The sequence below is a fragment of the Mesorhizobium sp. M7A.F.Ca.US.006.01.1.1 genome (assembly GCF_003997935.1).
GTDB lineage: Bacteria > Pseudomonadota > Alphaproteobacteria > Rhizobiales > Rhizobiaceae > Mesorhizobium.
In genome coordinates this window covers 1-24,383 of record NZ_RZQL01000093.1, presented here as the reverse complement: position 1 = coordinate 24,383, position 24,383 = coordinate 1, and the positions used below count along the sequence as shown (strand labels likewise).

22 protein-coding genes and 1 pseudogene are annotated in these 24,383 nt (G+C 62.9%); 20 read left to right on the top strand and 3 right to left on the bottom strand.

The genetic code is table 11. From position 1 onward, the window contains the following. The 6 genes from EN943_RS17690 to EN943_RS17665 form a co-directional block, all read left to right on the top strand. Window positions 1–2,864: type I secretion C-terminal target domain-containing protein (locus tag EN943_RS17690; RefSeq protein WP_127413865.1), on the top strand; the 2,864-nt coding region annotated here is incomplete at its 5' end. A 60-nt stretch (window positions 2,865–2,924) separates the two neighbouring features. After that, a complete protein-coding gene (locus EN943_RS17685; RefSeq protein WP_127322349.1) occupies window positions 2,925–3,296 on the top strand; it encodes a hypothetical protein in 372 nt (123 codons plus the stop codon). A gap of 26 nt (window positions 3,297–3,322) precedes the next feature. After that, entirely contained in the window at window positions 3,323–4,081 is a 759-nt protein-coding gene (locus EN943_RS17680; RefSeq protein WP_127413871.1) for a transglycosylase SLT domain-containing protein, read from the top strand. A gap of 140 nt (window positions 4,082–4,221) precedes the next feature. After that, window positions 4,222–5,373, top strand: coding sequence for an ABC transporter substrate-binding protein (locus EN943_RS17675; RefSeq protein WP_245475885.1), 1,152 nt, complete (start codon window positions 4,222–4,224; stop codon window positions 5,371–5,373). Between the two features lie 33 nt (window positions 5,374–5,406). Further along, window positions 5,407–6,111, top strand: a complete 705-nt coding sequence (locus tag EN943_RS17670; RefSeq protein WP_127413861.1) for a thermonuclease family protein — start codon at window positions 5,407–5,409, stop codon at window positions 6,109–6,111. Window positions 6,112–6,262: 151 nt separating this feature from the next. Continuing rightward, entirely contained in the window at window positions 6,263–7,015 is a 753-nt protein-coding gene (locus EN943_RS17665) for a GGDEF domain-containing protein (protein WP_127413859.1), read from the top strand. A gap of 47 nt (window positions 7,016–7,062) precedes the next feature. Here EN943_RS17665 and EN943_RS17660 read toward each other — a convergent pair whose 3' ends face one another. Both EN943_RS17660 and EN943_RS17655 read right to left on the bottom strand, forming a co-directional pair. Next, a complete protein-coding gene (locus tag EN943_RS17660) occupies window positions 7,063–8,610 on the bottom strand; it encodes a GMC family oxidoreductase N-terminal domain-containing protein (protein ID WP_164778236.1) in 1,548 nt (515 codons plus the stop codon). A 43-nt stretch (window positions 8,611–8,653) separates the two neighbouring features. Next, the gene (locus tag EN943_RS17655) at window positions 8,654–9,331 is read right to left on the bottom strand and encodes an FCD domain-containing protein (RefSeq protein ID WP_013529856.1); all 678 of its coding nucleotides are present in this window, start codon (window positions 9,329–9,331) and stop codon (window positions 8,654–8,656) included. Window positions 9,332–9,535: 204 nt separating this feature from the next. On the opposite strand from EN943_RS17655, the gene EN943_RS17650 reads away from it, so the two are divergent. The 9 genes from EN943_RS17650 to EN943_RS17610 all read left to right on the top strand — a co-directional run bounded on the left by EN943_RS17650 (window position 9,536) and on the right by EN943_RS17610 (window position 18,634). Continuing rightward, window positions 9,536–11,164, top strand: coding sequence for a choline dehydrogenase (locus EN943_RS17650; RefSeq protein ID WP_127413857.1), 1,629 nt, complete (start codon window positions 9,536–9,538; stop codon window positions 11,162–11,164). A 289-nt stretch (window positions 11,165–11,453) separates the two neighbouring features. Then, window positions 11,454–12,605, top strand: coding sequence for a cupin domain-containing protein (locus EN943_RS17645; protein WP_024505127.1), 1,152 nt, complete (start codon window positions 11,454–11,456; stop codon window positions 12,603–12,605). Between the two features lie 79 nt (window positions 12,606–12,684). Continuing rightward, window positions 12,685–13,818 (top strand): hypothetical protein, encoded by a 1,134-nt coding sequence (locus EN943_RS17640; protein WP_164778235.1) that lies wholly within the window; start codon window positions 12,685–12,687, stop codon window positions 13,816–13,818. A 10-nt stretch (window positions 13,819–13,828) separates the two neighbouring features. Continuing rightward, window positions 13,829–14,236 (top strand): RidA family protein, encoded by a 408-nt coding sequence (locus EN943_RS17635; protein WP_024505125.1) that lies wholly within the window; start codon window positions 13,829–13,831, stop codon window positions 14,234–14,236. Window positions 14,237–14,262: 26 nt separating this feature from the next. After that, a complete protein-coding gene (locus EN943_RS17630; RefSeq protein WP_127413855.1) occupies window positions 14,263–14,883 on the top strand; it encodes a glutathione S-transferase family protein in 621 nt (206 codons plus the stop codon). Next, window positions 14,883–15,812 carry a 5-formyl-3-hydroxy-2-methylpyridine 4-carboxylate 5-dehydrogenase gene (fhmpcd1, locus tag EN943_RS17625; protein ID WP_127413866.1) on the top strand — a complete coding sequence of 310 codons (930 nt, stop codon included), beginning with the start codon at window positions 14,883–14,885 and terminating at the stop codon, window positions 15,810–15,812. The genes EN943_RS17630 and fhmpcd1 overlap by 1 nt, the downstream gene beginning before the upstream one ends. A gap of 130 nt (window positions 15,813–15,942) precedes the next feature. Further along, window positions 15,943–16,773 (top strand): ABC transporter ATP-binding protein, encoded by an 831-nt coding sequence (locus tag EN943_RS17620; protein ID WP_127413853.1) that lies wholly within the window; start codon window positions 15,943–15,945, stop codon window positions 16,771–16,773. Continuing rightward, on the top strand, window positions 16,770–17,585 hold the full coding sequence (locus tag EN943_RS17615; protein ID WP_127413852.1) for an ABC transporter permease: 816 nt from the start codon (window positions 16,770–16,772) through the stop codon (window positions 17,583–17,585). The genes EN943_RS17620 and EN943_RS17615 overlap by 4 nt, the downstream gene beginning before the upstream one ends. 38 nt (window positions 17,586–17,623) lie before the next feature. After that, window positions 17,624–18,634 (top strand): ABC transporter substrate-binding protein, encoded by a 1,011-nt coding sequence (locus EN943_RS17610; RefSeq protein ID WP_127413850.1) that lies wholly within the window; start codon window positions 17,624–17,626, stop codon window positions 18,632–18,634. Between the two features lie 36 nt (window positions 18,635–18,670). On the opposite strand, the gene EN943_RS17605 is transcribed toward EN943_RS17610, so the two are convergent. Beyond that, window positions 18,671–19,096: a hypothetical protein gene (locus EN943_RS17605; RefSeq protein WP_127413848.1), complete on the bottom strand. Its 426-nt coding sequence runs from the start codon at window positions 19,094–19,096 to the stop codon at window positions 18,671–18,673. A gap of 100 nt (window positions 19,097–19,196) precedes the next feature. Between EN943_RS17605 and EN943_RS17600 the strand changes: the two genes are divergently transcribed. The 5 genes and pseudogenes from EN943_RS17600 to EN943_RS17580 form a co-directional block, all read left to right on the top strand. Further along, window positions 19,197–20,225, top strand: a complete 1,029-nt coding sequence (locus EN943_RS17600) for a BMP family protein (RefSeq protein ID WP_127413846.1) — start codon at window positions 19,197–19,199, stop codon at window positions 20,223–20,225. A 79-nt stretch (window positions 20,226–20,304) separates the two neighbouring features. After that, window positions 20,305–21,873, top strand: coding sequence for an ABC transporter ATP-binding protein (locus tag EN943_RS17595; protein WP_127413845.1), 1,569 nt, complete (start codon window positions 20,305–20,307; stop codon window positions 21,871–21,873). Then, window positions 21,870–22,967, top strand: coding sequence for an ABC transporter permease (locus EN943_RS17590; protein WP_127413843.1), 1,098 nt, complete (start codon window positions 21,870–21,872; stop codon window positions 22,965–22,967). The genes EN943_RS17595 and EN943_RS17590 overlap by 4 nt, the downstream gene beginning before the upstream one ends. Window positions 22,968–22,970: 3 nt before the next feature. Then, window positions 22,971–23,906 carry an ABC transporter permease gene (locus tag EN943_RS17585; RefSeq protein ID WP_127413841.1) on the top strand — a complete coding sequence of 312 codons (936 nt, stop codon included), beginning with the start codon at window positions 22,971–22,973 and terminating at the stop codon, window positions 23,904–23,906. A 47-nt stretch (window positions 23,907–23,953) separates the two neighbouring features. Further along, window positions 23,954–24,383, top strand: a pseudogene (locus tag EN943_RS17580) (4-pyridoxolactonase); the annotation flags it as partial.

Here is a 24,383-nt window from a genome sequence, read left to right as displayed (position 1 = left end):
TGAACTACAGCTACACGCTGGAGCACAACGTCAATCATGCCACGGACGCGACGCCATTCGAGACGTTCACGGTGCATGTCGCCGACAGCGACGGCAACGTGGCCGACGATCCAAGCGCCTCGTTCCAGATCGCCATCGTCGACGACGTGCCGACGGCGGTTGCCGACACCGACAGCGTGACCGAAGGTGGCACGGCGAGCGGCAACGTCATCACGGATGCTTCGGCGGGCGATGTCGGAGATACCGACACGGGCGCTGACACCAAAGGTGCCGACGGCGCCAGCGTGAGCCACATCCAGAGCAACAATGTCGGCGGCGCCGGTCTGGACATCAGCGGCAACACGGTCATCAACGGCCAGTACGGCACGCTGACGATCGATGCGAGCGGACAGTACAGCTACGTCGCCAATTCCAACATCAGCAATGCATCGCCGGTGACCGATACCTTCACCTACACGCTGAAGGACGGCGACGGTGACACCTCGCCGACGACGCTGACGATCACCATCAATGACGGGGCTGTCGCGGCAACGCCCACGCCGGTTACGCTGGACCTGAACGAGGCCGCGCTGTTGACGGCCGGAGCGACGGGTTCAAACCCAACCCTGACCACGGAGACCGACAGCACGCCGGCTCTGTCGTTCACGGCGGGTTCGGACGCTTTGACCTCATTCGCGTTCTCGGGCACGGCAGGCCTAGTCACCGACCTGGATGGAAACGGCAGCCAGGACATCTTCTGGCAATCGGTGTCTGGCGCACAGATCAAGGGGTATCTCGACGCCGCTCATACGCAGCTTGCCGTGACGCTCAACCTGAACGCGCCCGGATCCATCGCGGCTGGAGCGACAAGCAGCGTCACCGTAACGGCGACCCTGAGCGATAACCTGCAGCACATTGTGGCGAATGGTGCTCAGATCAGCTCGATCGGCAATGTCGGGGTCGTGGCGACCGATACCGACGGCGACACAACCACCGGTATCGTCAATATCAATGTGCAAGACGACGTGCCGACGTTGGGCACGGTGCAAAGCCAGCAGACCAGCAACGATCCGGTGCAAACGCCGGCGGTTGGAACACTCCACTTTATCGCCGGCGCCGACGGAGCCGGGGCCGCGATGACGATCACTGCTAACACAGCAGGCGTGACCTCGGCCGGCCACCATCTCATCACGGACCAGTCGGGCAATGTGTTGACCGCCTATGCCGACAACAACAACGACGGGAACCTCGATGCGGGCGATACGGCTGTTCTCACCATCACTGTAGATCCCAACGCCGGCACGTCGGGACAATATGTATTCAATTTGCTGGCACCGCTCGATGGCACGGTGACCAAACTGCCGAACGCGTCGGACGGCGCGCTCGGCAGCGGTCCGACGACGAACAAATACGTGGAGAACCCCACGAACCACCAGTTGGTCACTATGGTGACGGGCTGGGCGCCCACCGACGCCGGCGGTACCTTTAACGCCGCGCACGAAGCGGCCTGGCTGGCCGGCGACATTCCGACATTGACGCAGCGAAACGATGTTAACGGCTCGAATCAGGGCTGGGGCCTCGGCGGCAACAATTTCCTTACAGGCCAGTTCATGCGTTTCGACTTCGGAGCGCTCAACGACTACGACGGCGCTGGTTCCTATGGGGCGCCGTCGCCGCCCAGCACTCTGGCCAACGCCGGCTTTGTCACGTTCTCATACAACAAGACACTCGACGTGGGCGACAAGATCGAGTACGTCGCCCACTATGTGGATGGAACCACGGAGTCCTTCATATCCGGGACTGGGGCTACGGGGCAGACAATCCAATCGTCGGCCGGCAAACAGATCGCATGGGTCGACGTATATGACGCCCACACACCCAATGGCTTTAAGCTCAACCTAAGCGAAATCGGGGTGGTCTCCACCACCGTCGACCATACAATTCCAGTGACGCTGCAACTCACGGATGGCGATGGAGACACAACAGGAACGGCAAATTTCACTGTCCACGTGGCCGGCGGCCTGACGCCTTTCGACGTCGCCGCTCCGATCGTGCTCGACCTCAACCACGACGGAATCCACACCACCGATCTGGCGCACTCGACGATTTCGTACGACTATAACGGCGACGGCGTCGCCTCGAAGACCGCCTGGGTCGACCAGCATGACGGCATCCTGGCGATCGATCTCAACGGCGACGGTAAGGTGAGCAATGCGTCGGAGTTTGTCTTCACCCAGCAAGCACCTGGCGCCGCGACCGATCTTGTCGCGCTTGAGCAGCTCTATGACACGAACCATGATGGCAAGCTGACCGCCGCCGATCACGACTTCTCGCAGTTTGGCGTCTGGCAGGATGCCAACGGCAACGGTGTGTCGGATCCAGGCGAGTTCAAGAGTCTTGCGGCCTTGGGCATCGTCGAGATCGGGCTTACAAGCGACAATCAGCACTCCGTTTCGGAAGACGGTTCTGTCTTGACCTATGGTGGATCGACTTTCACCACCGCCAGCGGCGAGACGGGTGCGGTTGCCGACATCGGCTTCGGCAATTTCGATACCACCGGACAAACAGGAACCACGGGCGCCGATACCTTCAAGCTCGACAACCTCGACATCAAGGATCTCATCACCGACTACCACGGCACAGGCCCTGGTGGTGAGGGCGACAAGATCGACCTGAGCGCGCTGTTCGATACGGCGTCGGGGAGCAACATCAATGATTATGTGCACTACGACGCCGACACGAAGACACTGAGCGTCGATACCACTGGTTCGGGCAATGCGGCCAATTTCGTGGACGTCGCCGCGTTGCAGAACGCACCTGCCGCGGGCACGATCACGATACTCTACGATGACACGGCGCATGTGCAACACACGGCAACGATCTAACGCCATAGCGCGTGGCCACGCGATTATGTTATACATCGCTAATATCTAGGGGAGCTCAACATGAAACGTTCTGCAAGACTGCTGGTTTCCGCTGCGACGCTGTTGCTGGCAGTCGGGTCGACGGGGTATGCCGCCGACATCATCGATGGCCCGACCGGCGACATTTGCCGTGTCGTCGGCACCTCCAACCTGGTGCTGAACGACAACATCGTCGATCTGAAGCAGGAGGTTGTGAAGCTGATGGACGAGTCGGTTGCCGTCGCCAACAGCTCGGAGTGGATCAACTCGTCGCGTCCCGTCTTCGTCTGGGCGTCTGAGGCCAAGGTCGCTTGCGGCAAGGCCTATGGCTACCTGAAGACGAACTACAAGGACGAAGACTACCTCAACAAATGCGAGTGTTTTCACGATCGCATGGTCGAGTACATGCACTGACCGGATAGCCACGCCTGTTGGCCACCATGACAGCCGACGGATACTTCCTGAAGGCGGTCGCGGGCGCGATCGTGTTGCTTGGCTTTGTCCAAACGGCTACGCCGGCCGGTGCCAACTGGCTGGAACGACCGTCCGCGAAACAACAGCTTTCGCCCGGCCTGAAGCAACCGGTGCGCTGTGATCCGGCCACGGAGTGGACCCGGCAGGCTTTCAAGGCATTTGCCAGTTGCCAGGCGTCGATCTATGGCCTGGAGCCGCTGCTGGCACATGCCGTGATGGAGATCGAAAGCGGTTTCGATCCCGACGTGCAAGGCGCCGACGGCGAAGTCGGCCTGATGCAGGTGATGCCGGCGACGGCCAGAATGCTCGGCTTTCGAGGTTCCCTGGACGATCTCAGCGCGCCGGCGGCCAACATCGCGCTGGGGGTCAAATATCTTGCACAGGCCAACAGGCTCGCCGCGGGCGATTTGTGCACCACCGTCATGAAGTATCGCGCCGGGCACAATGAAAGCCGGTTCTCGGCCCTTTCGGTTCGCTACTGCCAGCGTGCGCGGGCAATCCTGGCAAGGGAAGGGATCGAAGTGACCGGGCCTTTGCCGGTGGCGACGTTCGGCTTTTCCGCATTTTCGCCAGGCGGGGAGGGTGGAGCCCCTGCCCAGGCGAAGGGTGTTTGCGTGCGCCGCGTGTTCGTGCCGGGGCCGCGATACATGAAATGCGCCGACTATCGAAGTGCGGGGCAAGCAAGGCAGATCAGGGCGCTCAGAGGCAGGCTTTTCGGCGGCTAAAAGAACTACAGACGGCACTGCAAGTCCGCCGTAACATGCGTTGAAGACCAGACCGGGAACAATATCCGGCGGCTCATAGGGGTGGAGCATTCATGGAAGCTGGCCGACAGGTCCACTGTCCGCGGACATGGGCAATCGCCTTGGCGCTCGCCGCGATCGTGTCGGGCTGCCAGTCGAAGGGCGGCGTGTCCGAAGTGCTCGATCCGGCGGCGGTTGCCGCGCCTGGCGGGCAGAACGGCGCCGCCGGTGGCGGTCCCGTCCAGGCGACCCAGTCGCTGGGCACCGGTTCGACCAAAGTCACGATGCTGCTGCCGCTGTCCGCCCCAGGAACGGCCGGGGAAAACGGCAGGAAGATGCTCGATGCGACCAAGCTGGCGATGACGGATATCGGCAACGGATTGCTGACGCTGACGGTAGAAGACACCAAAGGCGACAGCACACTGGCCGGCAAACTGGCGGTCACGGCCATTACGACGGGATCTAAAGTCGTCATCGGCCCGACCGAGCTACCTGCGGCCCAGCATATTGCCACGCTTTCGGGATCGAAGCGGCCACCGGTTCTGGCGCTCGCCGACAATTTCGCTGGCGGCCCCGGGGTCTATGCCGTGCTCCTTGGCGAAGCGGACAGCGCCGCCGCGGGCGCCGCGGGATTGGCTGCGAAAGGCAGCAAGAAGTTCGTACTGCTTGTCGCGGATGGCCCAAACGCCGGCGCCATGGAGAAGCGGGTCGCAAACGGCCTCAGCATCTACGGCGCGGCGCTCGCGGTCACTCTCCGATATTCTGCCGGCGACGGTGGCGCGAAGGCGGTCGACGAAATGGGCTCGCTCGTGGACGCCCCCGACGCCGTCATTGTCGCCAGCGGCAATGGCAGTCCGTCGCCTGTCCTTGCCGCCCTCAAATCGAAAGGCATTCCGGGAAAGACTATCTCCGTCGTCGGAACGAACCGTTGGCTGGAGCACCCCATGGATCCGCTCTTCGAGGGGGCGTTTATCGCCACGCTCGATCCAAGTGAAACCGGGCCGATCGCCGACCGCTTCAGGACGACATACAACTATCCGGCTGACGTCAATGTGGCCTACGCCTATGATATGGTTGCCCTGACGGCAGGGATTGCCAGCGCGGTCGGGCCCGATGGTTTCAGCAAAAAGGTTCTTGAGAATCCAAACGGCTTTCGGGGGTCGACCGGCCTGTTCCGGTTTCGGGCCGACGGATCCAGCCAACGCTCGATGCCGTTCTATCGGATTGAAAAAGGTGCGCTCAAGCTGGTTGCCAAATCGACGTCGGGTTTCTGACCGGCGCAAATCCCTGGGATCCTGTTCAAGCTGATGGCTAGGCCGGGCCGCAGCCGCTTGGCGATCGCACTTGGAAGCCTCCTGCTCCTGGCGGGGATCCTGCTGATCATTCAGGGCGGGGCGTTGCTTTCGGTCGATCGGCCTGTCCGTGCCCGGTCGCGGGATGTTGACGATACGCAGCCTATCCGGCCGGTTGCACCGGTTGCCGGCGCACAACGCCTGGAGCCGGCGCGCAAGGTTGCTCAAGACCTGATCGCTCCGCCACGGCTTGATCCCGCTGAGATCGAACGGACCGAGCCCCGTCCGCCGCTCAGCGAGCTCGGTCTCGCCGTGCCCCCGAAATCGCCGATGCCCAGGGATTGGCGGGAGGTCTTGCTCTACCGCCCGGTTGCCACATCATCGGCGATGTTCGAAGCCATGGGCCGCAAGGTGGTCATCAGCGGAGTGCGAGGCATCGATCTCGACAGCTCCTGCTCGTTTCATGACGTCACCTGGCCTTGCGGCGTGCGCGCCCGCGCCGTTTTCAATTCCTGGCTGAGGGGACGCGCGCTGCACTGTTTCGTACCGCCGGATGTCGAGCGTTTTGCCGTCGCCGCACCGTGCAGGCTGGGCAAGCAGGATGTCGGCGCCTGGCTTGTCTCCAACGGCTGGGCCACGGCGCTGCCGAGCGGCATCTACGGCAAGGCGGAGGCGACAGCCAGGGACGCGGAGATGGGCATGTTCGGCCCGGCACAATAGGCTGTCATTCAATCCCTGATGTTTTGTTTGTTAACCGCCACGGGCGCAGCCTTGATGGGGTCATCGCGCAATCGATTAAATTGCAATGTTCCTTGAAACTGAAATTGCAACACACCGGCCTTATACAAGCCCATCCACAGGAGATCGGCCAGTGACAAAGACTATGGCGAGCACCACCGACCAGGCATGGAAAGGCGTCGCTTTGCTGACCTTTCTGGGAACCGCTGCAATCCTGGGCGTTTCCGTCGGTCTCAATTATCTGCTTCTGTTCTCGGAGGCGCTGACGCCATTTGGGCGCAGCATGGTCACGGCAATCCTGTTGCCTGTTGTTCTTGGTGTTCCGCTTTTTCTGTTCGTTGGATTGAAACAGATCGAGCTTCGTCGCTATCGCCGGGAACTCGACAAGTCGGCAACCTTCGACACCACGACCGGCTGCCTGAACGGAGCGGTCTTCACGTCGATGGTCGAAAAAAGAACCGCAAGGCCGTCGGTGCCGGGGCCGAAATCCGGCGCCTTCCTGGTCATCCATTCGGAGCATCTGCGGTCCATCAACCTGCGCTTTGGTCTTGAATGGGGCGATCAAGCCTTGCGGCTCATAGCCTCAACCATACAATCGTCAGTGCGCGCGGAGGATCTGGTTGGACGTATGGGGACGTCGATGTTCGGGGTTTTCCTCGCCGGCGCGACCGAAGCAGAAGCCAGGGAAATCGGCGAGCGTATCAGGGCGCGCATCGCGCAAGTCTATTTCGCGCCAAAAGGCACCGAGGATGCCCTGAACGTCAAGGTCGGTGGCGTGGTGTTCGAGAACCAGGTGGAGTTCGCGGACATGTTCCGGTCCGCCGAGCAGCGCATGGCCGGCGTCCAGGACGGAGCGGCGTTTGAGCTGACGCATCTCCATAGCTGATAGTCGCCGGGAACCGGAGCCAGGGGAATTGTCGGACGCGGACGCCCTCACGCTGCCGGCGGGGTAACCCGTGAAGACGCCGCCCAGGTTTCGGCGATGGCGACGATCGCCGCGTTGATCGGTCCGCTCGGGATCGCCGGCATCACCGAGGCGTCGACGACAAAGGCATTGTCGAAGCCGTTCAGCCGCAAGTCAGGATCGACGACGGCCTCAGTGTCACGACCCATCCGGCAGGTGCCGGCCGGATGGTGATGGGTGGAAGCAGCCCTGGCGATGAAAGCATCGAGTTCGGCATCGGACTGAACCGGTGCACCTGGCAGGATCTCCGTATCGCGCCATTCGTCCAGAGCCGCATGATGGCCGACCATGCGCGCCCGCTTCAACGCCATCCTGAATGTCGCGCGGTCGTGTTCGGTTTCGAGATAATGCGGGTCGATGACAGGCGCATCGTTGCGGCCCGGCCCGCTTGGTGCGATGCGCCCGCGGCTTGTCGGGTGGGTGACGCCGCACAGGATGGTAAAGGCGGAGCCATAAAGCGGGGTCTTCAGGCCCTCGGCCGCTGACGGAGCGACGACGCAGGCGAGCACGATATCGGGACTTCCCGTCGAGCGGGTAGGGTCGTCGCTGAGCAGATACATCAGCGATTCGGAGTGCTGCAGGCGGGACGGCGGCACCGGCTTCTTCGTGCTGTAGACATTTCCGAGAGCCAGCAGATGATCCTGCAGGTTGCGGCCCACCTCGCGGCGATCGGCAAGGCAGCGTATGTCAGCCTGCTTCAGCGTATCCGGGCAACCAATGCCCGACCGCATGAGGATGAGCGGCGAGGACACGGCGCCGGCGCAAAGGACGATCCGGTCGGCGGAGAGTGTTCCGGTCTCGCCCTCGCACGCCACGCTCACTCCCGTGACCTTGTGGCCGTCCAGCACCAGATGCTCGACCTCGTGGCCGGCGAGCAAGGTCAGGTTCGACCGCGCCATGACCCGCGGCGGCAGATAGGCGTCGGCGACGCTCAGGCGCTTGCCGTCGCGTATATTGAGTGAATTGGGACTGGTGCCGACCAGTTCGCCGCTGTTGTGGTCGCTCAGGGCGGGAGCGCCCATGGATCGCCCGGCGGCGATGTAGGCACGCACGATCGGACTGACCTCGGCGTCCGGCAGATAGACGTCCAGCGGGCCGCTCTTGCCGCGTGTCGGCCCGTCGAAGGCAGTGAAGGCTTCGCTGCGGATGAAGCCCGGCAACAACCCCCGATAGGACCAGCGCTCGCCGCCGGCTTGCGCCCAGGGTTCGAAATCATCGGCATGGCCGCGCACATAGGCCATTGCATGCAGGCAGCTCGAGCCGCCGAAGATCTTGCCGCGCGGCCATTCATGGACGCGGTTGGCGGTGAAGGGCTGGGGCACGGTCCGGTAGCTCCAGTCGTAGGCGCGGCCCTGGAGCATCGTCCATTTCAGCGGATCGGCGATATCGGGATCGGCCGGCATCGCCCCTGCCTCGATGAGGCCGACCTGGCACGATCGGTCTTCACTGAGCCGGCTGGCAACAACCGAGCCTGCGGATCCCGCGCCGATCACCAGCACGTCGAAATGACGTTTCAATTTGAAATTCCCCGCACAGGCTCAATGTCGGAAGCTGATACGATCACGCGGCAAAGGCGCCGGCATTCGACCGTTCCATGATCTGTCTCTGCACGGACAAAAGGTGCGCGCGCATTGCGGCCTCTGCCGCTTCGGGATCGCGCTGCGAGATCGCTTCGGCGATCAGGCGATGCTCGCCGTCGCGGTGGGCGATCCGCTTGGGGCAGGTGGGGGCTGCGGTGCGCGCAACCTTCACCCGCGCATCGACGCCGACCTGGCGCAGCATCTTGTAGAATTCCGCGGCGAGGTGGTTCCGGGCCGCGGCAACGATCGCGAGATGGAAAGCGAAGTCGACCTCACCCGACGGGGCGTTCTCCGGCGTGGTTGCCGCGTCGAGGATCCGCGCCGTCTCGAAAGAGGAGGCGCGCAGCGACGCCAGTCGGGCAAGGCCCGGCTCCATGATCAGGCGCAATTCCAGGACCTCGATCGGATTGGTTACCCTGACCAGTTCCTCGCCGTATCTTGGAAGGGCGGTCGGCGCCCGCCTGGCACGCGCCGGTTTGAGGTCGCCCGAAAGGCGCAGCACTTCAAGCGCCTTGCGAAGCTGATGGCGCTTGACGCTCAGATGTTCCGCAAGATCGCGCTCGGACGGAAGCTTGCCGCCACCCTGCTGCAACTGGCGGACCGCGGCGATGATGTCGTCGAGATCCGATGGTCCGACCTGCGGCTCGAATGCGCTCAAAACCAAATCTCCTGTCCGATCGGCAGACCGCCGACTCAACGTCCCGACATCATATTGTGACACGAAAACCTGTTCGACGGCACTCAACCAATTCAACCAATCTACAACTGTATGCAATGGTTGACAACACCAGTTGCGCGATGGTTGACTGCCCATGTCGACGGTTGCCATCGCGGCGGGCCGTCTTTCTCCCGAGGATCACGCATGCCGGCTGGCGAAACCTTTGACTACGTCATTGTCGGTGCGGGATCGGCCGGCTGCGTGCTGGCGAACCGGCTGAGCGAAGACCCTGCAGTGTCGGTGCTTCTGCTGGAGGCTGGGGATTGGGACCGCGATCCGATGATCCACATCCCGCTCGGCTGGGGCAAGATACTGACCGAGCGCCGCCACGACTGGATGTATTTCTGCGAGCCCGAGGCCAATGTCGGCGGCCGCAAGGTCGAATGCGCGCGCGGCAAGGTCATCGGCGGCTCTTCCTCAACCAACGCCATGGCTTATGTGCGCGGCAATCGCGGCGACTACGATCGCTGGGCGACAAGCGGCCTGACGGACTGGTCGTTCGACAAGGTGCTGCCCTACTTCAAGAAGCAGGAGCGCTGGGAAGGAGGCGAAAGCCGGTATCGCGGCGGCAGCGGGCCGCTGAACACCCAGTTCTGCCGCTACAAGGACGAACTGATCGATGCCTTCGCGACGGCCAGCCGTGATGCCGGATATCCGCAGACCGACGACTATAACGGCGCCATACAGGAAGGCTTCGGCCGCCTGCAGATGACAATTGCCAACGGCCGGCGCTGCTCGACCGCGACCGCCTATCTGCGGCCCGCCATGCGCCGCGGCAATGTCAAGGTGCTGACCGGCGCGATGGCGACGAAGATCCTGCTCAGGGATGGCCGTGCAACGGGCATTGCTTACACCAGAGGCGGGGCGAGCCATGAAGTTCTGGCGCGGCGCGAAGTCCTGCTTGCCGGCGGCGTCATCAACACGCCGCAACTGATGATGTTATCGGGTATCGGCGACAGCGGCGAGCTGGCGGCGCATGGCATCGAGACGAAAGTCGATCGAGCGCAGGTGGGCAAGAATTTGCAGGACCATGTTTCGGTCATCCTGATGTATCGGCGCAAACAGCCGGGACCGTTTCTCAAGATGATGCGGGCCGATCGTATCGGGCTGGATTTCGTCAAGACCTATCTCACCGGAAAGGGCTTTTCGGGAGATGTGCCTGGCGGCGTCGTGGCATTCCTGAAAAGCGACGCAAGCCGGCCGCTGCCGGACGTACAGCTGCTTTTCACCGCCGCACCGCTTGGGGCATGGCCTTACATGTTGCCGTTCAAGGCGCCGTTCGCCGACGGCTTTGCGACCCGTATCGTTGCGGTGCAGCCGGAGAGCCGCGGCAGCGTCAAGCTGGCGTCCAGCGATCCGGTCGCCGCGCCTCTGATCCATCAGAATTTCCTGTCCTCGCAGCGCGACTGGCAGTCGCTTCGCGCCGGCTTTCGTGTTGCGCGCAACCTTGCCAGCCAGCCGTCCATGGCTCCGTTCGTTGGCGCGGAGTTCTTCCCCGGCCCGAAATGCGAGAGCGACGAAGAGATCGACGAGCATATCCGCAAGACCTCGATCACCGTGCATCATCCGGCCGGCACGTGCCGTATGGGCGTCGATGCGGCATCGGTGGTTGATCCGGAATTGCGGGTGCGCGGCATTGCCGGACTTCGTGTCGTGGACGCCTCGGTCATGCCAGACCTCGTTTGCGGCAACATCAATGCGGCGGTCATCATGATCGCCGAAAAGGCCGCGGATCTGATCCGCAGCCGCGCTCAACAGAGCGTGGCGGCCTGATAAGGCGGCCGGAATGCAACCAAAGTCTTTTGGTTGAGGCGAAAAACTGCGTTGGTTGGACTGCCATGCGTGTCCGCATGGCCGTGACGGAGCGGTTTCACGCCCTGATTGCCAGCCACATTTCGTGCATTTCTAGGCTGTTTCTGCCTATTTCTGGGCATTTGCCTCTCAAAAATGCACCTCAACCAAAAACTTATAAAATTCGCAATTTGGGTATTGTCGAGCAAAACCAATGCGAATACGGTTGAGTTGGTTAGAAGTATTTTCTTCGTGACGAGAGGTGTCCGATATGTCCCTGGCGCAACCAGCTAACGATGTGCTCACCAACAAGAAGGCAGCACTCAAGGGCCTCTATGACGCCCTCTACGCAAAGAACATGTTTCCGTTCTGGGCGACGTCGGAAGGCGTCGACCATGACGAGATCAAGCAGTTGATGGCGACGTCGAAGGCCGTTCCCTTCGTGTGGTCCTATTCAGACATCGAGCCGCTGCTGCAGCGCGCCGCCGAACTGGTGACCATGGACGACAGCGAGCGCCGTTCGCTGATCCTGGTCAATCCCGGTCTTGCGCCCAAGCGTGCATCTGTCAGCACCATGTACACCGCATACCGCCTGAACGATCCCGACGAGATCATGCCGCCGCACAAGCACTCGCCGAGCGCCATTCGCTTCGGCCTGACCGGCAAGGGCAACTTCACCGGCGTCGAGGGCGAAGACGTGGTCTTCGGCCCGGGCGACATGGTGCTGACGCCCAACGACGCCTGGCACAATCATGGCACCGTCGGCGGCGAGCAGGCGGTCAACCTGTCTGTGCTCGACCTGCCGCTGGTCGAAACGCTGCATGCCGTCCATTTCGACCACAAATATACCGAGATGGTCGACGGCAAGGAAGTCGAGAAGAAGGTGCAGACCGCCCGCTATCCCAGCGACTACTCACAGCGCATCTATGGCGAGGGCGGCCTGATGCCGCGTTTCGTCGACCACAAGCGCGGCGGCGGCCTGTCGTCGCCGATGTACGTCTACCGCTGGGAGAAGATGGAAGCGGTCCTCGATGCCCACAAGGATTGGGATGGCGACCCCCATGAAGGCATCGTCATCGACTATGTCGATCCGACCACCGGCGGCCCCGTCTTCCACACCATCAATTTCTACGTGCAGATGCTGCGCCCCGGCGAGAAGACCTTGCCGCAGCGCGAGACCGCCAGCCTGCTCTTGGCGCCGTTCCGCGGCAACGGCCATTCGATCATCGACGGCAAACGTTATGACTGGAACCAGTTCGATACCATCGCCATACCCGGCGGTTCCTGGGTCGAGCATGTCAACGGCTCGTCGAGCGAGCCGGTGATCTTCTTCGGCGCCACCGATGCGCCGACGCAGAAGGCGCTGCTCCTCTACAAGCGCTGGGGCCGCAACCAGGCCGGCGATCTGCTCCGCCTCGTCTAGTTCCTGTCCTTCGGCAAACACTGTCCGCGCCGTCATCGGCGGCGCGGACATCGAAATAAGATTTCAGCAGCAAGGGCGTATGCATTTGGTTTCGGCGTTCAACACCAAGCAGATCGGCCATGTCGACTGTCCAGGCGGCGGCCAGGTCTGGGTCGATGGCAACATCCTTTATATCGGCCACATGCGGCCGCCGAGCGGCACGACGCTGGTCGACATTTCCGACCCGCGCAATCCGCGCAAAATTACGACGATCGATGTCCCGCCCGGCTGGCACTCGCACAAGGTGCGCGCCAAGGACGGGCTGATGATCATCAACCACGAGCGCTTTGGCGACGCCGGCCCGGCCGATTTCGGCGGCGGACTGGCGCTTTACGACACGACCAAGCCGGCGCAGCCCAAGCTCATTTCGAAATGGATAACCGGCGGCAAGGGCGTCCACCGCTACGACTTCGACGGCCGTTACGCCTACATCTCGCCGACCGCCGACGGTTATGTCGGCAACATTGTGATGATCCTCGACCTGATCGATCCGGCACATCCGGTCGAGGTAGGCCGCTGGTGGATACCCGGCCAGTGGACCGGGGGCGGCGAAGAATATCCGTGGCACGACTATGTCACGCCGCGTTGCCACCATCCGCTGCGCATGGGCGACCGGCTCTATGTCAGCTACTGGCATCACGGTCTGTTCATTCTCGACATTTCGGACATCACCAACCCGAAACTGGTCTCGCACGTCAATTCGAGCCCGAGCTTTCCCCATCCCACCCACACCTGCCTGCCGATCCCGCAGTTGCTGAAGGGCCGCAACATCATGGTGGTGGCGGACGAGGATGTCGCCAAACTGCGACCTTCGCCACCGGCCTTCACCTGGATCTACGACATCACCGACGAAACCAACCCGTTGCCGATCTCGACCTTCCAGGTGCCGGGCCTGGACCCGGATGGGGCGCCGCAACCGCCGATGACGGGCTGCCACCAGCCCTCCGAGCGGTTCAATGGAACCGTCATTCCCTTTGCGTGGTTCGCGCAGGGGCTGCGTCTCGTCGACATCGCCGATCCGTTCGCGCCAAAGGAAGTCGGCCATTTCATGCCCGACGCGCCGGAGGGGGCGGAGCGTTCCTCGTCCAACGACGTGACCATCGACGACCGCGGCATCGTCTACCTGATCGACCGCATCCGCGGCGTCGACATCATCGAAACCAGTGTTCTCTAGGGGGGGTATGTTGAGCGACAGCACGCGAAAATCCGCCAGCCACTACGCCATCGGCAACAAGAACCCGAACCTGCCGTTTCATCCGGCGGTGCGTGCCGGCGATTTCATCTTCGTCTCGGGCCAGGTGCCGAAGGACGAGAACAACAACATGATCAGCGGCACGATCGAGGAAGAGACGCTGGCGACGCTGAAGACCATCGCGCGCGTCATCGCGCATGAAGGCGCGACGCTGTCGGATGTCGTGCGGATCACCACCTATCTCGAGGATACGCGCGATTTCGGCCGCTACAACAAGGCGTTCCTCGAAGGGATCGGCGACGCCGTTCTGGCACGCACGACCGTCGAGGCAAAGGCGGTCATCAACACCAAGATCGAAATGGACGCCATCGTCTACAAGCCGCTGCCGGCGAGCAAGTAGGCTTGGGACACAATCGAGGAGACGACATGTACAAGCTGTTAGGCCGCCAGACGTCAGGCAACGTCCAGAAGGTGCTCTTCATGCTCGAAGAGTTGGGAACATCCTACAAGCGCGAGGATTATGGCCGCCAGTTCGAGAATACGCAGACGACGGAATACAAGGCGCTCAACCCGACCTCCAAGGTGCCGACGCTGGTCGACGGCGACACCGTGATCTGGGAGTCCAACACCATCCTGCGTTATCTCGCGGCATCCGGCGGCGAACACTTGAATGGCACCACGCCGGCGGAAAAGACCGAGGTCGAGCGCTGGATGGACTTCCTGCTGGCAGCGGTCAATCCGGGCTACCTGGCGGCCTTCAAGGGCGCCAAGCTCACGCCCGAGGAACAGACCCCCGAATACAAGGAACAAGTGAAGGACCTTGTCGCGCAGCTCAAGATCGTCGACGGCCACCTGGCCGGCAAGGACTTCCTGGCGCTCGGCAAGCTGACCCTTGCAGACATTGCCTGCGCGCCGATCCTGAAGCGCTGCATCGACTTCAAGATCGACCGGCCCTCGATGCCCAATCTGGAGCGCTGGGTGGCCGCGATCGCCGCTCGGCCGGCCTTCAAGGCGGCAACCACTGCTGCTCCCGCAAAGGCCGCATGATGATCAAGCGCGCCGCTCTCATCGGACTGGGAACGATGGGTCCAGGCATCGCCGCGCGGCTTTCGCGCGGCGGGCTCGATGTGACGGCGTATGATGTTTCGCCAGGGGCAATCGAGCGCGCCCGCGGCATGCTTGATCTCGCCGGCGGCGTGCTCGACCGTCTCGACATCAAGGTGCCCGGGACTGGCGCCGGCAGCGTGCGTTTCGTCGAGACGATCGCCGAGGCTGTCGATGGCGCCGAACTGGTGATCGAGAACGTGCCCGAGAATATCGACATCAAGGCGCAGACCTATCGCGACATCGATCCGCTGATCGGCCCGTCCGTCATCGTCGCGTCCGACACGTCGGGCATCCCGATCACCAAGCTGCAGGCGCATATCTCGCATCCCGAGCGGATGGTCGGCATGCACTGGTCGAACCCGCCGCACATCATCCCGATGATCGAGGTGATCGGCGGCGAGAAGACCGCGCCTGAAACCGTGGCTGTTATCCGCGATCTCATCCGCTCGATCGGCCTGCTGCCGGTGGTGGTGAAGAAGGATGTTCCGGGCTTCGTCGAGAACCGCGTGCTCTATGCGCTGTTGCGCGAGGCAGTCGACCTTGTCGAGCGCGGCGTCATCGAGCCGGAAGACCTCGACACCTGCGTGTCGTGGGGCATCGGCTACAAGATCGCCGTCATTGGCCCGATGGCGCTGCTCGATATGGCGGGCCTCGATATCTACAAGTCCGTCTCGTCCTTCCTGAATGCCGATCTCTCCAACCGCGACGATGTCGCGCCGATGGTGCTGGAGAAAACGGCTGCGTCGAAGTTCGGCATCAAGTCGGGCGAAGGCATGTTTGCCTACACGCCCGAGCAGACAAAAGCGCTGCAAGGTGAACGGGCGCGCAAGCTCGTCGCGGTGCGCCGCATCCTGGAAGGCCGGGAGTAGCCAATGTCACATGGTGCGCACAGGGTAGGCCGGTTCGAGGAGTTCCACCGGTCGGCTGTTTGTGTGAAGGGCGCCTTCGCCATCAAGATGGTGCGGGTGCGACAGAAAACAGCGCGCAGGGCGGCAAGCCATGCGCATTGAAACCATCCGAGCCGCCGGCGACAGGCCGGCCCATATCCGCCATGACGATCTGATCTCCGCCAAAGGCGTTTCGGTGGTCATCGCCCGGCAGCTGATACTCAGCAACATCGATCTTTCGGTGCCCAAGGGATCGTTCGTTTCCCTTATCGGCCCTTCCGGCTGTGGCAAGAGCACCTTGCTCAAGGTGCTGGCTGGGCTGGTGCAGCCGACCCAGGGCAGCGTTTCGATCGCCGGGCTCGCGCCGACCGAGGCGGCGCGCAAGCGGATGATCGGCCTCGTCTTCCAGGACGCCAACCTGCTCCCCTGGAAAAACGCCGTCGACAATGCCTCGCTGCTGCTCGGCATCGCCGACAAATCGCTGTCGCGTTCGGATCTGCGGGCGCGCGGGCAGGAGATGCTGGAACTGGTGGGGCTGGGCGATAGCGCCCACAAGCGGCCAAACGAGCTGTCGGGCGGCATGCGGCAGCGGGTCGCCATTGCACGGGCCCTGGCGCTCGATCCTGCGGTGCTGCTGATGGACGAACCGTTCGGCGCGCTCGATGCCATCACCCGCGATTCGATGGGCCAGTCGCTGCTGGAGATCTGGCAGCGGACCGGCAAGACGATCGTACTCGTCACCCATTCCATCGACGAGGCCATCCATCTGTCGCGCCATGTTCACGTGCTGGGGATCAAGCCCGGGCGGATCACCGAGAGCCTCGACATTGCGCTGCCTTATCCGCGCGACCTGTCGGTCACCGAAGATCCGGAGTTCGTCAGGCTGGTGGTCCAGTTGCGGACGATGCTGCGCTCCAGCCATCAACCGGGAGGCGCGTCTTGAGCGACCAGCCCATCACCGATCTTTCCGAGCCGCGCCTCGCCTCCAGCTGGAGTGCTGCGACCGGCAGCTGGCTGCCGGCGGTTATCCTGCTGCTGGTGACGATCGTGCTGTGGGAAGCCGCGGTACGGATCTTTGCCATATCCGCCTTCATCATTCCCGCCCCTTCCGAGATCGCGAAGTCGCTGGTCGCGCAATGGGGCACGCTGATGCAGGCGACGCTGGTGACGGCGGGCGAGATCCTGTTCGGCTTCCTGGTCTCGGTCGTGGTCGGCATTGCCATTGCGCTGGTCATCGTGCGCTTCGATTGGTTGGGACGCGCGCTGTATCCGCTGGTGGTGCTGTTCCAGAACGTGCCGAAAGTCGCGCTCGCGCCAATCTTCATCCTCTGGTTCGGCTATGGGCTGGCGCCCAAGATCGGCCTGATCCTGGTCATCGCCTTCTTCCCGGTGACGCTCTCCATGCTGGCGGGCATGCAATCGGTCGACCGCTCGCTGCTGTCGCTGATGAATTCCGTCGGGGCCAGCCCGACGCAGATCCTGTTCAGGATCCGCGTTCCGCACTCGCTGCCTAACCTGATGGCCGGAACCAAGATCGCCGCCACGTTGAGCGTGATTGGCGCCATCGTCGGTGAGTTCGCCGGGGCGTCGGACGGTCTCGGCTACGTCATCCAGTTCGCTTCGACCCAGCTCGACACGGCGCTGGTCTTCGCAGCGCTGCTGCTCGTTTCGGTGCTTGGCATCGCCTTCTACTACGCCGCCGAGATCCTCGAACGCATCGTGGTGCCGTGGGCGCCGAAATTTAGCCAGTCCTAGGCCCGCTCGATCAACCAATTCATAAAAGGGAACAAAAAATGCTGAGACGCTCACTTATCAAGGCCGCTAGCTTCGCGGCGTTTGTCACGGCACTCGGCTTCTCCAGCGCGGCTCTGGCGGCCGACAAGGTCAACGTCCAGCTCGACTGGGTGGTGCGCGGCAATCACGCCATGTTCTTCGTCGGCAAGGAAAAGGGCTTCTTCGCCAAGAACGACATCGATGTGGCCGAGATCCGCAAGGGATCCGGCTCGCCGGACGCGATGCGGCTGGTGGGCAATGAGAACGCGGATTTCGGGTTCGGCGATCTTCCCACGCTTGCCGTCGCACGGTCGCAGAATGTCCCGGTCGTGGCGCTGGCAGCCGTCAATCAGCACTCGCCGCTGGGGATCATTTCGCTGGCCAAGACGCTGAAGCTCACCAAGCCGTCCGACCTCAAGGGACTGACCATCGGCATTCATCCGGCCGGTTCCACCTACATCTTCTTCAAAGGCTTCCTGGCCGCCAACGGCCTGACCGAAAAGGACATGACGCTGAACAGCGTCTCGCCTCCCTATGAAAGCTATTTGCTGCTTGGCCGGGTTCAGACGGTCGTCGGCTATATCGATGCCGAGGTTCCCGAACTGGAGGCGAAGGCCGGAGGCCCCGGCTCGCTTAGCATCATGATGGGAGCGGACCATGGGTGGAAAGCCTATGGCTCGGGCCTATTCACCTCGCAGGCGATGATCAAGGACAAGCCGGACGTCGTGCGCCGCTTCGTCAAGGCATACCGGGAGGCGTTCGACTATGTCGTTGCTCACCCGGAAGAGGCTGCCGAGATCACGGCCAAGGCAGCGCCCGGCTATGCGGACAAGAAGGATGTGCTGCTGGCGCAGATCAACGCCGACATCGCATCGACGTTCAGCAGCGCCGACACCAAGGAACACGGTCTCGGCTGGATGACGAAGACGCAGTGGGAGGAGACCCTCAAGACGCTGACGGACCAGGGCGTGCTCAAGACGGCGTTGTCGGCGGACGACGTCTTCACCGACGCATTCCTGGCGAAGGAATAGGGCGCACGATGTTCAAACGGGCAGGTCGATGAGCGCCTACCGGCAGACCAGGCTGTCCAGCGCCATGGCGCAGGACACATCACGCTCGCCTTTCGCCGCATCGGCGCGGTCGAGCGTGACCTGCACGCGGGTGGCATATGCTCGGCTCGCCAGGCCGCACCAGAGCCGCTCAACGGGCAGGTTCTCGCGCCTGTCGTTGAGGATCGTGAACGTGCCGGTCTTCGCATCGAACCAGAGCTCGACGCGGGTCTTCTTGCCCGGCTCGATCGTTGCGATCCCGGCTGAATACCAGTGGGCGAAGTCGGCGTTGCAGGAGAGGCCTTCGCTGCCCGCATTCGAAATCGTCAACGGAACCATGTCGAGCCCGTCAGTGCCGGTGCGGACGGTGACATGGTGCAACTCAACCGCGTTGGCGAAGGACGACAACGCCAGCATCACCGGAAGGGCATAACGGATCTTCACTTTGCCTGAGCTCCACAATGTAATTTTTCCTAGGCAGTCTATCTCGCTTTCGCGCAATAACAATAAGAATATTGATTGGTAAAACAACAGAGAGGGTAACATGTTAAAACTTCTTAAGAACAGTGTAAGTGCAGTTATATTGACCGGTGTCTTGATGAGCGGCGCGCTTGCCGGCGAGGTCAAGTCGATCGCCATCCTGACGCCCGAAGAAGGCACGGACTATGGCTGGAACCAGCAAGGCATCGACGCCGCCAAGGCGGCAGGCAAGGCCGCCGGCGTCGAAGTGGTCGTGGCCCAGGGCCTCGGCTATGGCGACGTTCGTCCGACCCTGCGGGAACTTGCCTCCGACGGCGCCAGCCTGCTGATCGCGCATGCCAGCGGCTACAACACCTCGGCGCCCGAAATCGCCAAGGAACTGAAAGTTCCGGTGGCGATCGTCGACACGCCAGCCGGCCTGGAGAAGGGCCTTGTCGCCGACTACACGCTGAGCGGCCACGAGGGTGCCTATCTGGCCGGCCGTCTCGCCGCCAAGGTGTCGCGTTCCAAGTCGGTCGGCATCGTCGTCTCGGGCGAACCGCCATCGTGGAATTCGCAGTCGGCGGCGTTCGCACAAGGCGTGAAGGCGGAAAACCCTGACGTCAAAATCACCTATGCGGTGATCGGCCCTGCCGCCTACAGCGACGCGGCCGGCGGCAAGCGCGTCACCGAAAGCGTGATCGCATCGGGTGCCGACATCATCTTCGGCCAAGGCAACGGTTCGAGCTTCGGCATGCTGCAGGCGGTCGAGACGACCAAGGCAGCCGATGGCGGCAAGGTCTATTTCATCGACGTCATCGGCGACAAGTCGCCGATCGACAAGGGCTTCCTGCTGTCGTCGGTGGTGTGGAACATCGAGCCGGTCTATGCGGCAATGATTGCCGACCTGAAGGCCGACACGTTCGGCACCAAACACTATACGATCGGCCTCAAGGACGACTCGGTCAAGCTGCTGAAGACCGCTGCGATCCCGGACAATGTCTGGACGGAAATCCAGGCACTGCGCGAGGACGTCATTTCCGGCAAGATAAAGGTCGAGCCGGTCTATGACGCGGCCGCCGTCAGGGCACTGATGACCAGCGTCGCCCAGTAAGGCGATCACGGTCAACTGCCGGAGGGGTGATCCGTTCACCCCTCCGGACGATTCCCGTTTTTTTGGTGCTAGGCTTTTCATGAGCGGTTTTTCTTCATCGTCCGTTGCCGGGCGCGACATCGTCGCGCTTGAAGGCGTGACCAAACGGTTCCCCGGCATCGTTGCCAATGACAGCGTCGACCTGTCGATCCGCCCGGGCGAAGTGCATGTGCTGCTGGGCGAGAACGGCGCTGGAAAATCGACATTGATCGGCATGTTGTCCGGCCTGCAGCAGCCGGACGAAGGACGCATACTGGTCGACGGCAAACCGACCCCTATCACCTCGCCGCGCCATGCGCTGGCACTCGGCATTGGCACCGTATTCCAGCACATGATGTTGGTGCCGACGCTGACGGTGGCGGAGAACCTCCTGCTTGGCGGGCCGTGGTGGCAGCGCCCCAGGACCGAGGAACTGGCGGCGCGCGTCGCCGAGATCACCGGCACGCTCGGCATCACCGTCAAGCTTCAAGCGAAGGTATCGGAGTTGTCGCTCGGTGAGCAGCAGCAGGTCGAGATCCTGCGCGCGATGCTGCGCAACAGCCGGCTGCTCATCCTTGACGAGTCCACCTCCATGCTGACGCCGAAAGGTATCGACGAACTGGGCGCGCTGATGCGCCGCCTTGTCGAGCAGGGCCTGGCGATCGTCTTCATCACCCACAAGCTCAAGGAGGCGGCTGCCTTCGGCGATCGCATCTCGGTGCTGAAGCTTGGCCGCAAGGTCGGCGAGATCCCGCCCGAGCGGTTTCGCGCGCTGGGTGAACAGGAGATCGTCTCGGAGATCGTGGAATTGATGTTCGGCAAGCAGAAGGATGATCCGGAAGCCGTCGAGCGTCCTGTCCGCACTGCCCGCGCCGGAACGGCCCCGCTGCTTCAGGTCGCGGATCTGGCGGTCGCGCCGACGGACAATGCGCCGGGCCTGTCGTCGATCTCCTTCGACATCCGCCCGGGCGAGATCCTCGGCATAGCCGGCATCGATGGCAACGGCCAGAAGCAGCTGGCGGAAGCGCTGGCCGGCCAGCGTATAGCTGCCAGCGGCTCGGTGCGGCTGGACGGCGCCGCCATCGAGACGCTGAGCGTCGGCGAGCGCCGCCGGCGCGGCCTTCGCTACCTGACAGACGACCGGCTGGGCGAGGGCACTGTCGGAACCTTCCCGGTCTCGATCAACTTCTTCCTCAAGCAGGTCGGCGCGGCCCCGTTCTGGCGCAACGGCGTCGAGCAGCGCGCGGAGATCGACAAGCGCGCCGCCCAACTCGTGCGCGAATACGATGTGCGTACTCCAAGCCTGAAGACGCCCGTTGCGCGGCTGTCCGGCGGCAACATCCAGAAGGTGCTTCTGGCACGGGAACTGGCTGAAGGCACCAAGGTGGTGATCTTCAACAAGCCGACCTATGGGCTCGATCTCGCCAACACATTGGCGTCGCGCCAGCGCATTCGCGACACGGCGGCGCGTGGCCTTGCCGTGCTGCTGATCTCCACCGACCTCGAGGAATTGCTTGGTATGTGCGACCGCATCGCCGTCATCGCCGACGGCGCTTTGGTCGGCACCGTCGAGAACGTAGACGACGCCCGCACAAAGGTCGGTCGCCTGATGATCGGACTTGCCGCATGAGCATCGATACCGCACCCACGGTCAGTGCCACCGCACTCGATGCCACGAGCGGGGCGGCGACGCGTCGCGACATCCTGCACCGGCTGCTGATGACGCTCGGCCCGATCTTCATCGCGCTCGTCATAGCCGGCTGCATTCTGCTTGCGGTCGGCGTCGACCCGCTTGCCTATTACGGCTTCGTGCTGGAGAAAGGACTGTTCTCGCCGCTCGGCATCCAGCAGACACTGACGCGCATGGCGCCGCTGCTGTTTCTTGCCGCCGGCCTGATCGTCGCCTTTCGCGCCGGGATGTGGAATCTCGGCGGCGACGGCCAGTTCCTGCTTGGCGCGGTGACGGCGGCTGCCAGCGCTCCCGTGTTCGTGCAGATCATGCCAGCCTGGCTGGCGCTGTTCTGCTCGTTCCTTATCGCGATGGTGGTGGCGATGATCTGGTCGTTGGTGCCGGCCCTGCTGCGTGCCTATCAGGGCGTCAACGAGATCATCACCACGCTGATGATGACGTTCCTCGGCACCTCGCTCGCCAATGTGCTGGTCAAGCTGGCGTTTCGCGACCCAAGCACGACCGTGCCGCAGACGCGCACGCTGCCGGTGGAGGACCGGCTGCCGCGCCTGTTCGAAACGACCATCACCAGCGGCCTGCTGCTTGGGCTGGCGGCGATCGTCATCGTGCATCTGGTGATGACGCGCACGGCGTTCGGGCTGAAGCTGAGGATCGTCGGCGCCAATCCACGCGCGGCGGTTCACTCGGGGCTCGGTGTCCCCGGCCTGACCGTCGCCGTCTTCGCCATTTCGGCCGGGCTGGCCGGCCTTGCCGGCGCCGTCGACATCATCGGCGTCCAGGGCAATGTCCGCGCCGACTGGAATCCCGCCTACGGGCTTGCGGTGATACCCGCCGTGTTTCTCGCCCGCATGAACGGCTTTGCGGCCATCGGTTTCGTGTTCCTGCTCTCGGTGCTTTCGATCGGCGGCGAGAGCGCGGCGCGCCGGCTCGGCGTGCCCAATCATTTCACGCTGGTGCTGGTTTCCATCGTGCTGATCGTGCTCGCGCTCGCCGAATATTTCGACCACCGATACAGCCAGTCGCGGAGGGCCTAGGGTATGACCGGGCTGTTCAGCGAAGTCTTTCTCAGCGCGCTCCTGTTCGGCGCCGTCACCGCGGCGATCCCGCTGCTGCTGGCCGGGCTCGGCGAGCAGATTTCCGAGAAGGCGGGCGTGCTCAATATCGGCATCGAAGGCATGATGCTGGCCGGCGCCTATCTCGGCTTTGTCGGCGCTTTCTATTCCGGATCGCTGTGGCTGGGCTTTCTCACCGGTGCCGCCGGGGGTGCTGCGGTGGCGCTTGTCATGGCGCTGCTTTGCGTGCGCATCGGGCTGAACCAGATCGTTATCGGCATCGCGCTGACCTTGGGGCTCGAGGGCCTGACGGCACTGCTCCACCATTTCCAGTTCTCGCGCAGCTACCCGCGCCTGCCGGCGGCGGATGCGACCGTCATTCCGCTGCTTTCGGACATCCCGGTCATCGGGCCTGCATTCTTCAAGCATCATCTGATCGTCTATCTGGCGGTCGCGCTGGTTTTTGGCATGGGCTACATCTACAGGCGCACGCAGCTGGGCCTCAACCTACAGGCGGCAGGCGACAAGCCGGCCGCGCTCGATGTCGCGGGCATCGACGTCGTGCGGACCCGCACCATCGCCGTGCTGGCGACCGGAGCGCTGGCCGGGCTCGGCGGCGCCTATCTCGCCAATGTCGGGGCCGGCCTGTTCATTCCGTTCATCACCAATGGCGCGGGCTTTCTCGGCATCGTGCTGGCCATGCTGGCGCGCGGCCGTCCGGTCTGGGTGCTGTTCGGCGCGTTGCTGTTCGGCGTCTGCCTGTCGCTGACGACGGCCATGCAGGTGGCCGGCATCAACATACCGACCGACATCATCCAGATGCTGCCGTTCCTGGCGGTGATGATCATGCTGGTGCTGTTCGGCCGGCGCGCCAGCCTGCCGGCGGCGCTCGGCATTCCATACGAGCGCGGCGCGCGCTGAGGACAATTCATGCGTGGATGGGACCTGCGCCAATAAAGGAGGCAAGAATGTCGGATACCAAGGTTTACCTGCTCGACGGCGGCTCGCTCGTCCTCGACGGCTATCATGTGTTCTGGAATCGCGGCCCTGGCGGCGAAGTGCGCTTCCCCGTCTATTCGATCCTGATCGAACATGCCGAGGGCCGGTTCCTCATCGACACCGGCTACGACTACGATCATGTGATGAAAGTGCTGCCGTTCGAAAAGCCGATCCAGGAAAAACACCAGACCATTCCCGGCGCCCTGGCGCTGCTCGGCCTCGAACCGAAGGACATCGACGTCGTCGTCAATTCGCATTTCCACTTCGACCATTGCGGCGGCAACAAGTATTTTCCGCATGCCAAGAAAATCTGTCACCGGACCGAGGTGCCGCAGGCGTGCAATCCCCAGCCTTTCGAGCACCTTGGTTATTCCGATCTGAGCTTTTCGGCGGAGGCTG

Bases quoted from the DNA above. Each gene is read 5' to 3' on its own strand.
- EN943_RS17670 (WP_127413861.1), top strand. From the start codon at position 5,407: ATGGCTAGGCCGGGCCGCAGCCGCTTGGCGATCGCACTTGGAAGCCTC.
- EN943_RS17645 (WP_024505127.1), top strand. From the start codon at position 11,454: ATGTCCCTGGCGCAACCAGCTAACGATGTGCTCACCAACAAGAAGGCA.
- EN943_RS17590 (WP_127413843.1), top strand. From the start codon at position 21,870: ATGAGCATCGATACCGCACCCACGGTCAGTGCCACCGCACTCGATGCC.
- EN943_RS17680 (WP_127413871.1), top strand. From the start codon at position 3,323: ATGACAGCCGACGGATACTTCCTGAAGGCGGTCGCGGGCGCGATCGTG.
- fhmpcd1 (WP_127413866.1), top strand. From the start codon at position 14,883: ATGATCAAGCGCGCCGCTCTCATCGGACTGGGAACGATGGGTCCAGGC.
- EN943_RS17585 (WP_127413841.1), top strand. From the start codon at position 22,971: ATGACCGGGCTGTTCAGCGAAGTCTTTCTCAGCGCGCTCCTGTTCGGC.
- EN943_RS17630 (WP_127413855.1), top strand. From the start codon at position 14,263: ATGTACAAGCTGTTAGGCCGCCAGACGTCAGGCAACGTCCAGAAGGTG.
- EN943_RS17685 (WP_127322349.1), top strand. From the start codon at position 2,925: ATGAAACGTTCTGCAAGACTGCTGGTTTCCGCTGCGACGCTGTTGCTG.
- EN943_RS17620 (WP_127413853.1), top strand. From the start codon at position 15,943: ATGCGCATTGAAACCATCCGAGCCGCCGGCGACAGGCCGGCCCATATC.
- EN943_RS17640 (WP_164778235.1), top strand. From the start codon at position 12,685: ATGCATTTGGTTTCGGCGTTCAACACCAAGCAGATCGGCCATGTCGAC.
- EN943_RS17595 (WP_127413845.1), top strand. From the start codon at position 20,305: ATGAGCGGTTTTTCTTCATCGTCCGTTGCCGGGCGCGACATCGTCGCG.
- EN943_RS17610 (WP_127413850.1), top strand. From the start codon at position 17,624: ATGCTGAGACGCTCACTTATCAAGGCCGCTAGCTTCGCGGCGTTTGTC.
- EN943_RS17650 (WP_127413857.1), top strand. From the start codon at position 9,536: ATGCCGGCTGGCGAAACCTTTGACTACGTCATTGTCGGTGCGGGATCG.
- EN943_RS17600 (WP_127413846.1), top strand. From the start codon at position 19,197: ATGTTAAAACTTCTTAAGAACAGTGTAAGTGCAGTTATATTGACCGGT.